The organism is Neisseria sp. P0021.S007, from assembly GCF_051956855.1.
Window position 1 is genome coordinate 604,069 of the sequence record NZ_JBQCXA010000001.1, and the last position, 15,296, is coordinate 619,364.

General features: G+C 48.3%; 12 protein-coding genes. 7 read left to right on the forward strand and 5 right to left on the reverse strand.

The window, feature by feature from the left end:
* Positions 1 to 58 precede the first annotated feature (58 nt).
* The 6 genes from corA (at position 59) to ACTHUR_RS02900 (ending at position 8,012) form a co-directional block, all read left to right on the forward strand.
* On the forward strand, positions 59 to 1,129 hold the full coding sequence (gene corA, locus ACTHUR_RS02875) for a magnesium/cobalt transporter CorA (RefSeq protein ID WP_004520352.1): 1,071 nt from the start codon (positions 59 to 61) through the stop codon (positions 1,127 to 1,129).
* 114 nt (positions 1,130 to 1,243) lie between these two features.
* The gene (locus ACTHUR_RS02880; RefSeq protein ID WP_003686444.1) at positions 1,244 to 1,726 is read left to right on the forward strand and encodes an acyl-CoA thioesterase; all 483 of its coding nucleotides are present in this window, start codon (positions 1,244 to 1,246) and stop codon (positions 1,724 to 1,726) included.
* A gap of 127 nt (positions 1,727 to 1,853) precedes the next feature.
* Positions 1,854 to 4,625: a DNA gyrase subunit A gene (gene gyrA / locus ACTHUR_RS02885; protein ID WP_049335215.1), complete on the forward strand. Its 2,772-nt coding sequence runs from the start codon at positions 1,854 to 1,856 to the stop codon at positions 4,623 to 4,625.
* Positions 4,626 to 4,689: 64 nt separating this feature from the next.
* A complete protein-coding gene (gene uvrC / locus ACTHUR_RS02890; protein WP_049335213.1) occupies positions 4,690 to 6,531 on the forward strand; it encodes an excinuclease ABC subunit UvrC in 1,842 nt (613 codons plus the stop codon).
* Positions 6,532 to 6,558: 27 nt separating this feature from the next.
* Positions 6,559 to 7,308 (forward strand): type I 3-dehydroquinate dehydratase, encoded by a 750-nt coding sequence (gene aroD, locus ACTHUR_RS02895; RefSeq protein ID WP_004520356.1) that lies wholly within the window; start codon positions 6,559 to 6,561, stop codon positions 7,306 to 7,308.
* Between the two features lie 134 nt (positions 7,309 to 7,442).
* Positions 7,443 to 8,012 carry an acetate uptake transporter gene (locus ACTHUR_RS02900; protein ID WP_004520357.1) on the forward strand — a complete coding sequence of 190 codons (570 nt, stop codon included), beginning with the start codon at positions 7,443 to 7,445 and terminating at the stop codon, positions 8,010 to 8,012.
* Positions 8,013 to 8,089: 77 nt separating this feature from the next.
* On the opposite strand, the gene yfaE is transcribed toward ACTHUR_RS02900, so the two are convergent.
* From yfaE to nrdA, 3 genes are all read right to left on the reverse strand, one after another.
* A complete protein-coding gene (yfaE, locus tag ACTHUR_RS02905) occupies positions 8,090 to 8,389 on the reverse strand; it encodes a class I ribonucleotide reductase maintenance protein YfaE (protein ID WP_003686421.1) in 300 nt (99 codons plus the stop codon).
* Between the two features lie 105 nt (positions 8,390 to 8,494).
* Entirely contained in the window at positions 8,495 to 9,628 is a 1,134-nt protein-coding gene (gene nrdB, locus ACTHUR_RS02910) for a class Ia ribonucleoside-diphosphate reductase subunit beta (RefSeq protein WP_004520359.1), read from the reverse strand.
* A 312-nt stretch (positions 9,629 to 9,940) separates the two neighbouring features.
* Complete coding sequence (nrdA, locus tag ACTHUR_RS02915) at positions 9,941 to 12,220, reverse strand: class 1a ribonucleoside-diphosphate reductase subunit alpha (RefSeq protein WP_004520361.1); 2,280 nt, start codon at positions 12,218 to 12,220, stop codon at positions 9,941 to 9,943.
* A 391-nt stretch (positions 12,221 to 12,611) separates the two neighbouring features.
* Between nrdA and ACTHUR_RS02920 the strand changes: the two genes are divergently transcribed.
* Positions 12,612 to 12,944, forward strand: a complete 333-nt coding sequence (locus ACTHUR_RS02920; protein ID WP_039862332.1) for a hypothetical protein — start codon at positions 12,612 to 12,614, stop codon at positions 12,942 to 12,944.
* 51 nt (positions 12,945 to 12,995) lie between these two features.
* On the opposite strand, the gene ACTHUR_RS02925 is transcribed toward ACTHUR_RS02920, so the two are convergent.
* Together ACTHUR_RS02925 and ACTHUR_RS02930 are read right to left on the reverse strand one after the other, a co-directional pair.
* Positions 12,996 to 13,730 carry an epoxyqueuosine reductase QueH gene (locus tag ACTHUR_RS02925; protein ID WP_004520363.1) on the reverse strand — a complete coding sequence of 245 codons (735 nt, stop codon included), beginning with the start codon at positions 13,728 to 13,730 and terminating at the stop codon, positions 12,996 to 12,998.
* Between the two features lie 113 nt (positions 13,731 to 13,843).
* Positions 13,844 to 15,286, reverse strand: a complete 1,443-nt coding sequence (locus ACTHUR_RS02930) for a patatin-like phospholipase family protein (RefSeq protein WP_440361111.1) — start codon at positions 15,284 to 15,286, stop codon at positions 13,844 to 13,846.
* Positions 15,287 to 15,296 lie beyond the last annotated feature (10 nt).

Sequence of the window (15,296 nt, forward strand, 5' to 3'; positions counted from 1 at the left end):
TCAGACGGCCTTTTCTGTCTGTACAATTCATTCTAACTAAAAAACATGATTTATTTTTATGAGCAAACCAGCCAATCCAGTTGAGACAACCGACAATCTGCAAGACCAAACCATGCAGCGCAGCAATACCGACAATGCGCCGCGTTCTGCTATCCATCAAACCTTGTATTCCGCCGATACCTTTGTTCAGCATGATTATCTTGCCGGAAAAAATTTGCCCGATATTGCCCATCCGCAAGAAGGTCAAATCAACTGGCTGCATTTTGTCGGTATTAATGATGTCGTCTTGCTCAAACACGCGCTTGAACCTTATGGTATTCATGAGCTAGTTATTGAAGATATTCTCAGCCGCAAGCAGCGTCCGAAAATCGAAGACTACGGCAACTATGTATTTACTGCCGCACAGGTATACCACTATACCTCTACGGGCAAACTCCATTCTGACCAAGTGTATGTGATTATCGGCAAAGATTTTGTGTTGTCTTTCCAACAAAAACCGTTGGGCTTGTTCAGCCATCTCCGTCGGCAGATGCACGAAAATCCGCACAATATTTTGAACAAAAATACGGCGTTTCTTGCTTATTGCCTGCTTGACCGTATTGTGGACGACTATTTCATTGTTTTGGAGTCATACAACAACCGCGTCGAAGTCATAGACAAGTCCCTGTTTAAAAATGAAAACAGCGATATTCTCAGTAAGATTCACCGCCTCAAGCGAGATGCCGTCCGTCTGCGACGCACGCTTTTACCATTGCGCGATGTGTTCTATCAACTGGCCGTGCGCGGCGATTTTGCCATTTTCAAAGGCGAGTCGACCGTCTATCTGCGCGACGTGTACGACCACAATATGCAACTTATCGAATCGCTTGATGCCTCGCGTGATATGGTGTTGAGCATGATGGACATTTACCTTTCCTTCCAATCCAACCGCATGAACCAGCAAATGCGCGTGTTGACGGTTATTACCATCATCTTTATGCCGCTGACCGTCATCACCGGCATCTACGGCATGAACTTCGACAATATGCCCGAGCTGCATTGGCATTACGGCTACTTCATGGTTTTGGGTATGATGCTGTGCATTATTATCGGACTGCTGATTTTCTTCTCACGTAGAAAATGGCTGTAAACAGGAAGGCAATGGGTTGAAATTCAACGATTAAAAACGGTAGAATGATTTTGCACACGTGCAGTCTGAAGTTTTCAGACAATTTTAAAATAAATATCAAAAGGAGAATAAACGATGAAACCGGAACGCCAACTACCTTCCCATGAACTGATTATGTCCGAACTGATGATGCCTTATACGGCAAACTTCAGCGGAAATGTTCACGGCGGCGATCTTCTGCGCCTGCTCGACCAAGTAGCATATTCCTGCGCCTGCCGTTACAGCGGTACCTATTGCGTTACTCTGTCTGTTGATAAAGTATTGTTTAAAGAGCCTATTCATGTCGGTGAGTTGGTAACCTTTTACGCCAGTATCAACTATACCGGCCGTACTTCTATGGAAGTCGGTATCCGTGTGGAGGCGCAAAACATCCACACAGGCGAAGTGCGTCATACCAACAGCTGCTACTTCACCATGGTTGCCGTTGAAGACGGTAAGCCGGTTCCTGTACCACCTTTGGAAATCAATACACAGCGCCAACGCTGCCGTTATGAAAGGGCTAAAAAGCGTAAAGAGTTGAGTTTGCAGGCTGCGAACGAAGATTCTGGCTGCAACTAAATTAAATTTATTAAATAACGAAGGCCGTCTGAAATCCTGTTTCAGACGGCCTTCACGCAAAAGCCATAAACCGCTTGTTTTGTGGTAGAATCAACAAGATTTTTGCCATACGAAATTACAGATAATCATGACCGACGCAACCATCCGCAACGACCATAAATTTGCACTTGAAACCCTGCCTGTCAGCCTTGAAGACGAAATGCGCAAGAGCTACCTCGATTACGCCATGAGCGTGATTGTGGGACGAGCCCTGCCGGATGTCCGCGACGGTCTCAAGCCGGTACACCGCCGCGTGTTGTACGCGATGCACGAGTTGAAAAACAACTGGAATTCCGCCTATAAAAAATCGGCGCGTATCGTCGGCGACGTTATCGGTAAATATCACCCCCACGGTGATACAGCCGTTTACGACACCATCGTCCGCATGGCGCAAGACTTCTCCATGCGTTATGTACTGATTGACGGTCAGGGCAACTTCGGTTCTGTCGACGGATTGGCCGCAGCAGCCATGCGTTATACCGAAATCCGCATGGAAAAAATTTCCCATGAAATGCTGGCGGATATCGAAGAAGAAACCGTCAATTTCGGTCCCAACTATGACGGCAGCGAACATGAGCCGCTGGTATTGCCGACCCGTTTCCCGGCGTTGTTAGTCAATGGTTCGTCCGGTATTGCCGTCGGTATGGCAACCAATATCCCGCCGCACAATTTGGGCGATACCATCAATGCTTGCCTGCGTTTGTTGGATGAGCCTGAAACTGAAATCGACGAGCTGATCAACATTATCCAAGCACCCGATTTCCCAACCGGCGCAACTATTTATGGCTTGAGCGGCGTGCGCGAAGGCTATAAAACCGGCCGCGGCCGTGTAGTGATGCGCGGTAAAACCCATATTGAGCCTATCGGTAAAAACGGCGAGCGCGAAGCCATCGTTATCGATGAAATCCCATATCAAGTAAACAAAGCCAAGCTGGTTGAGAAAATCGGCGAGTTGGTACGCGAAAAAACGTTGGAAGGCGTATCCGACCTGCGCGACGAGTCCGATAAATCCGGTATGCGTGTCGTGATCGAATTGAAACGCAATGAAAATGCCGAAGTCGTTTTGAACCAACTCTACAAACTGACCCAGCTGCAAGACAGCTTCGGTATCAACATGGTGGCCTTGGTTGACGGCCAGCCGCGCTTGCTGAACCTGAAACAAATCCTGTCCGAATTCCTGCGCCACCGTCGCGAAGTCGTTACCCGTCGTACTTTATTCCGCCTGAAAAAAGCGCGTCATGAAGGCCATATTGCCGAAGGTAAAGCAGTTGCCTTGTCTAATATCGACGAAATTATCCGCCTGATTAAGGAATCTGCCAATGCGCCGGAAGCCAAAGAAAAACTGCTGTCCCGCCCATGGCGCAGCAGCTTGGTTGAAGACATGCTCAGCCGTACGGATTTAGACCTGCACATGATGCGCCCTGAAGGCTTGCCAGAGAATTTGGGCCTGCATAGCCAAGGCTATTACCTGAGCGAATTGCAAGCCGATGCCATTTTGCGCATGAGCTTGCGTAACCTGACCGGTCTCGATCAGGAAGAAATTGTCGGCGAATATAAAAACCTGATGAGCAAAATCATTGATTTCGTGGATATTCTTTCCAAACCTGAGCGCGTTACCCAAATCATCCGCGAAGAATTGGCAGACATCAAAGCCAACTTTGGCGATGAGCGTCGCAGCGAAATCAATCCGTTTGGCGGCGATATCGCCGATGAAGACCTGATTCCGCAACGTGAAATGGTCGTTACCCTGACTCATGGCGGCTACATCAAAACCCAGCCGACTACCGATTATCAGGCGCAGCGTCGCGGCGGCCGCGGCAAACAGGCAGCGGCAACCAAAGACGAAGACTTTATCGAAACCCTGTTTGTTGCCAATACGCATGATTATTTGATGTGCTTTACCAATTTGGGCAAGTGCCATTGGATTAAAGTGTACAAACTGCCGGAAGGTGGCCGCAACAGCCGTGGTCGTCCGATTAACAACGTTATCCAATTGGAAGAGGGCGAAAAAGTCAGCGCGATTTTGGCCGTCCGCGAGTTCCCGGAAGACCAATACGTTTTCTTCGCCACTGCACAAGGCATGGTGAAAAAAGTCCAGTTGTCTGCGTTTAAAAACGTCCGCAGCCAAGGCATTAAAGCCATCGCGCTTAAAGAAGGCGATTACTTGGTCGGCGCAGCGCAAACCGGCGGTGCGGATGACATTATGTTGTTCTCCAACTTGGGCAAAGCCATCCGCTTTAACGAATATTGGGAAAAATCCGGTAACGATGAAGCAGAAGATGCCGATATCGAAACCGAAAACGAAGATTCAGACGGCCTGGATGATGAAAATGCCGAAAACGCATTGCCAAGCGGCAAACACGGTGTCCGTCCGTCCGGTCGCGGCAGTGGCGGTTTGCGCGGTATGCGCCTGCCGGCCGATGGCAAGATTGTCAGCCTGATTACCTTTGCCCCTGAAGCCGAACAAAGCGATTTGCAAGTATTGACCGCTACCGCCAACGGCTATGGCAAACGTACCCCGATTGCCGATTACAGCCGTAAAAACAAAGGCGGCCAAGGCAATATCGCTATCAATACCGGCGAGCGCAACGGCGATTTGGTTGCCGCAACTTTGGTCAGTGAAACCGACGACCTGATGCTGATTACCAGCGGCGGTGTCCTGATTCGTACCAAAGTTGAGCAAATCCGCGAGACCGGCCGCGCTGCCGCAGGCGTGCGTCTGATTAATTTGGATGAAGGCGAAACCTTGGTCAGCTTGGAGCGCGTGGCCGAAGAGGCTGAAGATGAAGCCGCTTTGGAAAGCGATGCAGCTGAAAACCAAGTGGTAGAAGCTGAAGATACTCCGTCTCAAGAATCTTAAACGTCAATGAAAAAGGCCGTCTGAAAAGTTTTCAGACGGCCTGCTTATTCCAAAAGAAAATCCCGTGAGCGCAACCGAACCGTTCGATTTACCTCTTTTTCTGAAAAATCTGCCCAATCTACCGGGCGTGTACCGTTTTTTTGACGAAGACAACAATGTTTTGTATGTCGGCAAAGCGGTCAATCTCAAGCGGCGCGTTTCCAGCTATTTCCAAAAAAACGACCATTCGCCGCGCATCGCATTGATGGTAAAACAGGTTCACCATATCGAAACCACCATCACGCGTTCTGAAGCCGAAGCGCTGATTCTCGAAAACAACTTCATCAAAGCCTTGTCGCCGAAATACAATATTCTTTTCCGCGATGACAAAAGCTATCCTTATTTGATGCTCAGCGGCCATCAATATCCGCAAATGGCGTATTACCGCGGCACGCTGAAGAAACCAAATCAATATTTCGGCCCATATCCTAACAGCAACGCCGTGCGCGACAGCATTCAAGTGTTGCAAAAAGTCTTTATGCTGCGTACCTGCGAAGACAGCGTATTCGAGCATCGCGACCGTCCTTGTCTGCTGTACCAAATCAAACGCTGCACCGCGCCTTGTGTCGGCCACATCAGCGAAGAAGATTACCGCGACAGCGTGCGCGAGGCCGCAACTTTCCTCAATGGCAAAACCGACGAATTGACGCGCACCTTGCAACACAAGATGCAAACTGCCGCCGCGAATCTGCAATTTGAAGAAGCTGCCCGTTACCGCGATCAAATCCAAGCACTCGGCATCATGCAGAGTAATCAGTTTATCGACAGCAAAAATCCGAACAATCCCAACGATATTGATTTGCTCGCGCTGGCGGTTTCAGACGGCCTGGTTTGCGTACACTGGGTCAGCATACGCGGCGGACGGCATGTCGGCGATAAAAGCTTTTTCCCTGACACCAAAAACGATCCCGAGCCAAACGGGCAAGATTACGCCGAAGCCTTCGTCGCTCAACACTATCTGGGCAAAAGCAAACCCGACATCATCATCAGCAACTTTCCCGTTCCCGATGTGCTGAAAGAGGCTTTGGAAGGCGAACACGGCAAGCAGATGCAATTTGTCACCAAAACCATAGGCGAACGAAAAGTCTGGTTGAAAATGGCGGAACAAAACGCACAAATGGCGATTGCACAACGCCGCCTGCAACAAAGCAGTCAGCAACACCGTATTGATGAACTGGCCAAAATCCTCGGCATGGATTCAGACGGCCTCAACCGCCTTGAATGTTTCGATATCAGCCACACGCAAGGCGAGGCCACTATTGCGTCCTGCGTTGTGTACGATGAGCAAAACATCCAGCCTTCACAATACCGCCGCTATAATATCACGACCGCCAAGCCTGGCGATGACTACGCCGCCATGCGCGAAGTGTTGACGCGCCGTTACGGCAAAATGCAGGAGGCCGAAGCCAACGGCGAAAGCGCCAAATGGCCAGATGTCGTGTTGATTGACGGCGGCAAAGGGCAAATCGGCGTAGCCGTATCAGTATGGGAAGAACTTGGGTTGCACATTCCTTTGGTCGGTATCGCCAAAGGCCCTGAGCGCAAAGCCGGTATGGAAGAACTCATACTGCCTTTTACCGGCGAAGTCTTCCGCCTGCCACCCAACAGCCCGGCCTTGCATTTATTGCAAACCGTACGCGATGAATCGCACCGCTTTGCAATTACAGGCCACCGAAAAAAACGCGACAAAGCACGCGTTACTTCATCACTCAGCGAAATCCCCGGTATCGGCAGCAAACGCCGCCAAGCATTGCTTACCCGATTCGGCGGTCTGCGCGGTGTGATTGCAGCCAGCCGCGAGGACTTGGAAAAAGTGGAAGGCATCAGCAAAGCCTTGGCGGAAACCATTTACGAGCATCTGCACTGATTGGCTTGAACAGCAAAAAGGAACAATATGAAACCTGTCATCATCAAAAATATCGAGATCGGCAAAGGCCTGCCTAAAATTGCCGTGCCGCTGGTGGCCGCCAATACGCAGGAATTGGAGCAGGCTTTGCGCGTATTGAAAGAGACGGCTTTTGACATTATTGAATTTCGTGCAGATTTTTTTCAAGAAGCGCTTGATGCCGATTTTATTACCGAACAATTAGGCATTGTCCGACAGGCTTTTCCTGACAAGCCTTTACTGTTTACGTTTAGAAGGGCGCAAGAGGGCGGCAATACACCTTGTTCGGATGACTATTATTTTGAATTATTGGAAAAAATCATCCGTTCCAAACAAGCTGATATGATCGACATTGAGCTTTTTGCCGAGGAAAATGGCGTAAAACAAACCATAGCTTTGGCACATGAACATCAAACTGCCGCCTTGCTTTGCAATCACGATTTTCAAGCCACGCCGTCTTTGGTAGATATTACAGGCCGTCTGAAAACAATGGCCGAGTGGGGCGCGAATATCTGCAAAATTGCCGTGATGCCGCAATCGTCGCAAGATGTATTGACCTTATTACAGGCAACATATGATGTTTCACAAATTATCGACCGCCCGATTATTACTATGTCTATGGGTAAAATCGGAGCTGTCAGTCGCTTGGCCGGCTCGACTTTCGGCTCGGCCGTTACCTTTGGTGCGGCACAAAAAACGTCGGCCCCCGGCCAAATTGATGCCAACGAATTAAGGAAAATCTTGGCAATTTTGGGATAGTTTAATTATTAATATTCAAGGCCGTCTGAAAAATATTTTTCAGATGGCCTGATTTTTTTAAATTTATTTCTTTTAATTTTAAATAAAATAGGTAACAATGGGTTTCCTATTTTAATAACCAGAGGAGAAATAAAATGACTACTACTAAAGAAAACCTGGCGAATCCAGGTCCAGTAGGCCTGTGTGGCTTTGCATTGACAACTTGGTTGCTCAGCCTGATTAACGGCGGCTTTTTTACTGCTCAAGAGGGTGTCGGCTTAGTTTTGGGCATGGCTCTCGCCTTTGGTGGTATCGCCCAAGTTATTGCCGGCATGTTTGAGTTCAAGAAAGGTAATACGTTTGGCTTTACCGCTTTTATCAGCTATGGCGCCTTCTGGTGGACATGGGCTTTGTTTACCATCTTTTTTAAAGGTGAAACAGCCCCGGCATTTATCGGTTGGTATCTCTGCGCATGGGGTATGTTTTCGCTAATGATGTTTGTGGCCACCTTGACCAAGCCTAAAGTATTGAGCGGTATTTTCTTTTGCTTGACACTGACTTTCTTTGCATTGGGTATTGGCGATGGCATGGAAAATCATAGCATCGTCCATATCGGCGGTTGCTTAGGCTTGGTAACTGCACTTGGTGCGTTCTACTTGGCAGCGGCAGAAGTCATCAACGAATCTTTCGGCAAGACGGTTTTGCCGGTTGGCGAACGTAAGTAAGCTTGACCATACAAAATGCCGTCTGAACGGTGGAAATGAAATCAAAGATTTCGGCCACAATGTTCAGACGGCATTTTTTATTTATCTTCAAATAAATCGACATCAAATAAGTCCGGCTCTTTGATGCGCTCCCGACAATCGAGCTTGATGTCTTCAGTAACCCGACAGCAACACGGCAAAATTTCTCCGGGCGCGACAAAAGCGAGCGGAAAATTATCATAAGAGACTTTTCCATCCAAGATTTTGACCCGGCATGAACCGCAATAACCGCTGCGACATTGGTATTCAACCTCGTGACCGGTGCGCTCCAAGCCCTCCAATAAGGTTTCGCCTTGTTGGAGTTGGAAGGTTTTGTCGTGTGTGCTGATGAGTGCCATATGATTTGTTTGGATTGGAAAGGCCGTCTGAAACGGTGTAAAGACGAAATCAAAGATTTCTGCCACACCGTTCAGACGGCCTTGATCATAAAACCGAATGTTCGATTACAGCTCGAAATCGCCCAAATCGTCGGCATTGACTTCCGAATCAATCTGACCAATCAGGTAAGAGGAAATTTCTACTTCCTGCGGCGCAACCTGTACATTGTCAGAAGACAGCCATGCGTTAATCCAAGGAATCGGATTTTGAGTCGCACCTTCAAATCCAGCAGGAAGGCCAACCGCCTGCATGCGCAGATTGGTAATATATTCAACGTATTGAGCCAAAATTTCTTTATTCAGGCCAATCATGGAACCGTCTTTAAACAGATATGCCGCCCATTCTTTTTCCTGCTCGGCTGCTTTTTTGAAGAGATTGAAACACTCGTCCTGTAATTCATTTGCAATTTCAGCCATTTCAGGATCATCGGCACCGGCACGCATCAGGTTCAGCATATGCTGGGTGCTGGTTAAATGCAGTGCTTCATCGCGGGCAATCAGCTTGATGATTTTGGCGTTGCCTTCCATCAATTCGCGCTCGGCAAAGGCGAACGAGCAGGCAAATGAAACGTAGAAGCGGATGGCTTCCAATACATTAACGCACATCAGGCAGAGATAGAGTTTTTTCTTCAGCTCACGTAAAGACACGGTAACAAGCTTGCCGCCGACATTGTGTGAACCTTCGCCCAACAGATTGTAATATTGGGTGTATTCAATCAAATCATCGTAATAGCAGGCAATGTCTTCAGCACGGGCGATGATGTATTTGTTTTGCACAATATCATCGAACACGACTGACGGATCATTTACGATATTGCGGATGATATGAGTGTAGCTGCGCGAGTGGATGGTTTCGCTGAAGCTCCACGTTTCAATCCAAGTTTCCAGCTCGGGAATAGACACCAAAGGCAAGAACGCGACATTCGGGCTGCGGCCTTGGATCGAATCGAGCAGGGTTTGGTATTTCAGATTGCTGATGAAAATATGTTTTTCATGTTCGGGCAGATTGGCGTAGTCAATACGGTCGCGCGACACGTCGATTTCTTCCGGACGCCAGAAGAAAGACAATTGTTTTTCGATCAGTTTTTCAAATACTTCGTATTTCTGCTGGTCATAACGGGCGACATTTACCGGTTGACCAAAAAACATCGGCTCTTTCAGCGCGTCGTTTTTGGTTTTGGAAAAGGTGCTGTATGACATGGTTAGGTGTTCGCAGGACATAATGTCTCTCTTTTTAAAAATTAGTCGACTTTTCTATTAATTGTTAATTCACCATATGAAACATGTTGAATTTTATCAATAAAGTGCCATCCTAAAATAGCGAAGACTAAAAGAACACTAATAAATACATAAAATTTATATTCAGCTAAGAATGACCAAATGGCATCCATATTTTTCCTTTTCTGGAAAATAACAACTTAGCTTCATATAGTAGTAGGTTTTAATTTAAGAAAATCCTTAAAGCCTTCTACTATCTAGAAGCCTTGGATATATTTCAAAAATCAGCCTATTTTAAATCTTACAAGCCCCGCCCGAACAGCCGTCATCTTGAATATCGGTCTGCGTATCGTCTGCGCCATCACGGGTGTTGTGGTAGTACAGGGTTTTGACGCCGTATTTATAGGCGGTCAGCAGGTCTTTGAGCATTTGTTTCATGGAAACTTTGCTGCCTTCAAATTTGTTCGGGTCGTAGGCGGTATTGGCGGAAATCGATTGATCGACAAATTTTTGCATTACACCGACGAGTTTCAGGTAGCCTTCGTTACCCGGAAGCTGCCACAGGGTTTCGTAGGCATCTTTCAGGGTTTCAAATTCCGGTACGACTTGTTTCAAAATACCGTCTTTTGATGCTTTAACGCTGACCAGGCCACGTGGAGGCTCGATGCCGTTGGTGGCGTTGGCAATTTGCGAGCTGGTTTCAGACGGCATGAGTGCGGTCAGGGTAGAGTTGCGCAGGCCGTATTTGACGATGCCAGCGCGCAGGCTTTCCCAGTCGTAATGCAAAGGCTCGCTGCACACGGCGTCCAAGTCTTTTTTGTAGGTGTCGATAGGCAGTTTGCCTTGCGAATAAACGGTTTGGTTGAAGAGCGGGCATGCGCCGTATTCTTTGGCAAGGTTTACCGATGCTTTGAGCAGGTAATACTGCATGGCTTCAAAGGTACGGTGGGTCAGGCCGAGCGCGGAATCGTCGCTGTAACGTACGCCGTTTTTCGCCAGATAGTAGGCGTAGTTGATGACGCCGATACCAAGCGTGCGGCGGTTCATGGTTGCGGTGCGTGCTGCTGCAACCGGATAGTCTTGATAATCCAACAGGGCATCAAGTGCGCGTACGGTCAAATCGGCAAGCTCTTCCAGTTCGTCCAAGTTGTTCAATGCGCCCAAGTTGAAGGCAGACAAGGTACACAAGGCAATTTCGCCGTTCGGATCGTTGATGTTATCCAAAGGCTTGGTCGGCAGGGCGATTTCCATACACAAGTTGGACTGATGAACAGGCGCAACGTGTGGATCAAACGGGCTGTGCGTGTTGCAGTGGTCAACGTTTTGGATGTAGATTCGACCGGTACCGGCGCGCTCCTGCATCAGGGTAGAGAACAATTCTGTTGCCGGCAAAGTACGTTTGCGGATGTTTGGATCTTGCTCGTATTGAGTGTAGAGGCGCTCGAATTCGTCTTGATCGGCGAAGAAGGCATCATACAAACCCGGAACTTCATTCGGCGAGAACAGGGTAATATTGCCGCCTTTGATCAAGCGGGTGTACAGCAGACGGTTGATTTGCACGCCGTAGTCCAGTTGGCGGATACGGTTGTCTTCTACGCCGCGGTTGTTTTTCAATACCAACAGGCTTTCGGCTTCGATGTGCCACAATGGGTAGAACAAGGTTGCCGCGCCACCGCGTACGCCGCCTTGCGAGCAGGATTTAACCGCCGCTTGGAACATTTTGAAGAATGGGATACAACCGGTGTGTTGTGCTTCGCCGCCACGGATTTCACTACCCAAGCCACGGATACGGCCGGCGTTGATGCCGATGCCTGCTCGTTGGGAAACGTATTTCACAATCGCGCTGGTGGTGGCGTTGATGGAGTCAAGGCTGTCGTCGCATTCAATCAACACGCAGCTTGAGAATTGACGGGTAGGCGTACGCACGCCGCTCATGATAGGTGTAGGCAGCGATACTTTGAATGTGGAAACGGCATCGTAAAAGCGTTTGACGTAATCCAAACGGGTCTCTTTCGGATATTTGCTGAAGAGACACATGGCGACCAAAATATATAAGAACTGCGGCGTTTCATAAATTTGGCGGGTAACGCGGTTTTGAACCAGATATTTGCCTTCCAGCTGTTTTACGGCTGCATAAGAGAAGGTCATATCGCGGCTGTGGTCGATATAGGCATTCAGCTCGTCGAATTCTTCGCGGCTGTAATCTGCGATGATGTGGCGGTCGTATTTACCTGCTTCGGTCAGTTTTTTAACGTGATCGTAGAGGTGGGGCGGTTCGAATTCGCCATAAGCGATTTTACGCAGATGGAAAATGGCGAGGCGGGCGGCCAGATATTGATAATCAGGCGTATCTTGTGAGATCAGGTCGGCCGCGGCCTTGATGATGGTTTCATGGATGTCGTCGGTACGGATACCGTTGTAAAACTGAATATGTGATTTGAGCTCGACTTGCGATACGGAGACGTTTTGTAAGCCTTCCGCCGCCCAAGTAACAACACGGTGGATTTTGTCTAAATTGATATCTTCCAAGCGTCCGTCGCGTTTGGTTACTTTAATATTCGTTGCTGCATTCATTGTTCAGTCTTCCCATTAAAAAACACAAGATACGGTATGTGATTGCTTTGAACGGCACAATATAATGTATTTTTCTTTGTTTAACTAGACTTGACAATGCGCTTTTTTCGGGGTGTGGATTAGGGGATGGGAGGCTTAAACTAGATTTTATGTGGCTTTGTGGCGATTTGGCATTATTTTGCGTTTGCATCACATTTTGCCAGACATTGGCTAGAGGCTTATGAAATAAAGAAATTTATATTCAGGTTTCGTCTAAATGGAAGGAGTGTTAAATTTTGCAAAGCAAGTAGTATGATGTAGTAATTAACCACATTTTTGTCATGTAAAAAATGGGCGTTTTGCCGGTGCCCTGGCGAAACATATAATGGAAAAACTATTTAGGAGGCGAATCATGTTAATGTTGAAAAATTTAGGTTCCGCACTGACGGCGGTTGCCGTATTGAGCTTGGGTACTTATTCTGCCGAAGTTGCGGCCAAACCGCATGGCCATCATGTGAGCAAACACCAGCAGGCAAAGAAAAACAAATTGCATCCTGCTTGTAAGAGATACCTTGAGCGCCGTGCCGCTTGGTATCGCTACAAAGGCAATAAGGCCGAGTTGAGGGAAAACCGTAAAGCGGCAAAAGCGTTCCGCGGTTTGTCTTATGCCGAGCAAAAAATTCAATGCCAAGCTGCTTATCAGGCATTTGATGATTTTGATCACGGCAAATTCCGCCGCCGTTAATCGTCTGATTTAAACAAAGGCCGTCTGAATGTTTCAGACGGCCTTTGATATTTATTTCTCAACAATGATTTTGTTTTCGGCTTGAGGCTCGTATTGGGTGGATTCATCACCGTAATACAACACGCCCAGCTTGATGGGGATGCGGCCTTGCGATTTGCGGTGGGCATTGGAGTCACGCAGGGAGTAGGCGCAACCGCAATATTCTTGTTGGTAGAAATGCTCGCGCTTGCTGATTTCAATCATGCGTGCGCTGCCGCCGCCTTTGCGCCAGTTGAAATCCCAATAAACCAAGTCATCGTACGGCTCGGCAGCGCGATGGCCGCAGCCGTTAATTTGTTTCATGTCTTTCCAGCGTGAAATGCCCAGTGAGCTGGTGAAGACATGAAAGCCGTTTTCATGGGCGTATTGCGCCGCTTTTTCAAAACGCATGTCGAAACACATGGTGCAGCGGATACCGCGTTCGGGTTCGAATTCCATGCCTTTGGCTTTGGCGAACCATTCTTTACGGTCGTTTTCGTAGTCATCGTCTTTATCGACAAAAGGGATGCCAAATTTGTCCGCAAAGCGCATATTTTCTTCTTTGCGCAACATATATTCTTTGTGTGGATGGATATTGGGGTTGTAAAAATAAATGGTGTATTCGATGCCGCTGGCAAGCATGGCTTCCATCACTTCGCCGGAACATGGGGCGCAGCAGGAATGCAGCAGGACTTTTTTATGGCCGCCGGGCGGAACGAGAATAGGGCGGTCAATATCGGTAACGATAGGCGTGGTTTTTTCGGTCATGGTTGTATTCTGTTTTTGATATTTTTTCAGACGGCCTTTATCTCTGAGGCCGTCTGAAGGGGTTGAAATCTATTTGTCTATTTTAACAGAGCAATACTTTATGGAACAGTTTGTTACTGCTTTTTCTTTTCGTTCAATGGCTTGAACTCTTGTTCATCCAGAGGCGGGGCTGCGAAGATGGTGTCTGGATTGGGGTGTGCCGCAAATTCTGCCAGCAGGTTGCGATAGTCCAGCGACTGCTTCATCAGTTCGGCCGCGGCGGTGCGCAGGTTGTCCACATCTTCTGGTGGCAGATAAAAACTGGTCGGAATGTTCAATACTTTTTCCCTCAACTCGGAAGGAGGGAGGTCTTTGAGGTTGAGGCTGACGAAGGAGAAGCTGATGCCGTCGGTTTGTTTGTCTTTATTCCACTGATCGACGAAGGCACGGAAACGGCGCAGGGATTCTTGCGAGTTTTGGTCAATGGGGATATTGACGATGGAGGAGACGACGTCGCGGAAACCGGGAACGGCCGCAGTTTTGTCCAAATTGCTGCTGACTTGGTTTTGCGCATTGACGTTGATGACGACGATATGGCGGATGTTGTTTTGCAGGATTTTGTTTGTCAGGATTTTTTCCGGGTACATTTCCGTCATATCCAAAAGGCTACGCATACCCAGATTGTCGGTCAGGCCGCCGTCTATCAGGTGGATGTAGGGTCGGTTTTTCCCGTCTGCGTATTTTTGGAAGCGCTCGTAAAATTCTTTTATGGTGCGGCTTTGTTGTCTGCCTGTTTCGCTGTCGTCTGCATCTTCGATTTTGATCGGCGGCGTGTAGTTGCAGCGTCCGCCGTTGTTGTTTAGGGTGATCGGTGCAAAGACCATGGGGACGGAACTGGATGCGGCGACGGCGCGGGCAAGTCGCAAGTCGCCCAAGTCGATACACATCGGGTCGAAATATTCCTGCGTGAAATTGAAACGCTCGCCTATGCCCATATCGGTGGCGGAAATGATGGCAAACGGGCCCTTGGCATTTTTTTCCAAATCGCGGAAAGTGGTTTTGCCGAAAAGGTAGTTTTCAAACTGCTCCTGCAACAGATCGCCGCGTCCGTATTCAGGCGAGGCCAGTCGGGGCAGGTTGGACATGGAAAACGCTTGTTTGACGACTTGGCGTTGGAAGTTTTGGTGTAGGAAACGTTTATAAAACAAGGGAATGGTTTCTTCGCCCTTGAGTGCAAAATAAGCTGCCAAAACCGAGCCGCCGGATACGCCGACCACTACATCGACATTCGACATCAAAGACTGTTTTTTGCCTCCGATAGTAATCTGCTGCTTATGAAGCTGCTCCAACACGCCATAACCCAAGGCCGCCGCGTGCGTACCACCGCCGGAGAACATCAACACAATAAGCGTATCGTCTTCATCGTTGTGCTGAAGCCGGCTGGTTTCAAAGCGGTAGCCGCGTTGCAGGTCGACCGTATCAATACTGGCAACAGGCTGATATTTCACCAGCGAACAGGCGGATAATAGGGCTGCGGAGAGCAGGGAAAGGGCAGATTTAAAAGGGAATTTCGGCATAAACACAGGA

Coding starts and splice junctions, on each gene's coding strand:
- yfaE (WP_003686421.1), bottom strand. CDS start 8,389: ATGGCACTCATCAGCACACACGACAAAACCTTCCAACTCCAACAAGGC.
- ACTHUR_RS02920 (WP_039862332.1), top strand. CDS start 12,612: ATGTTAATGTTGAAAAATTTAGGTTCCGCACTGACGGCGGTTGCCGTA.
- ACTHUR_RS02900 (WP_004520357.1), top strand. CDS start 7,443: ATGACTACTACTAAAGAAAACCTGGCGAATCCAGGTCCAGTAGGCCTG.
- nrdB (WP_004520359.1), bottom strand. CDS start 9,628: ATGTCATACAGCACCTTTTCCAAAACCAAAAACGACGCGCTGAAAGAG.
- gyrA (WP_049335215.1), top strand. CDS start 1,854: ATGACCGACGCAACCATCCGCAACGACCATAAATTTGCACTTGAAACC.
- corA (WP_004520352.1), top strand. CDS start 59: ATGAGCAAACCAGCCAATCCAGTTGAGACAACCGACAATCTGCAAGAC.
- nrdA (WP_004520361.1), bottom strand. CDS start 12,220: ATGAATGCAGCAACGAATATTAAAGTAACCAAACGCGACGGACGCTTG.
- aroD (WP_004520356.1), top strand. CDS start 6,559: ATGAAACCTGTCATCATCAAAAATATCGAGATCGGCAAAGGCCTGCCT.
- ACTHUR_RS02930 (WP_440361111.1), bottom strand. CDS start 15,286: ATGCCGAAATTCCCTTTTAAATCTGCCCTTTCCCTGCTCTCCGCAGCC.
- ACTHUR_RS02925 (WP_004520363.1), bottom strand. CDS start 13,730: ATGACCGAAAAAACCACGCCTATCGTTACCGATATTGACCGCCCTATT.
- ACTHUR_RS02880 (WP_003686444.1), top strand. CDS start 1,244: ATGAAACCGGAACGCCAACTACCTTCCCATGAACTGATTATGTCCGAA.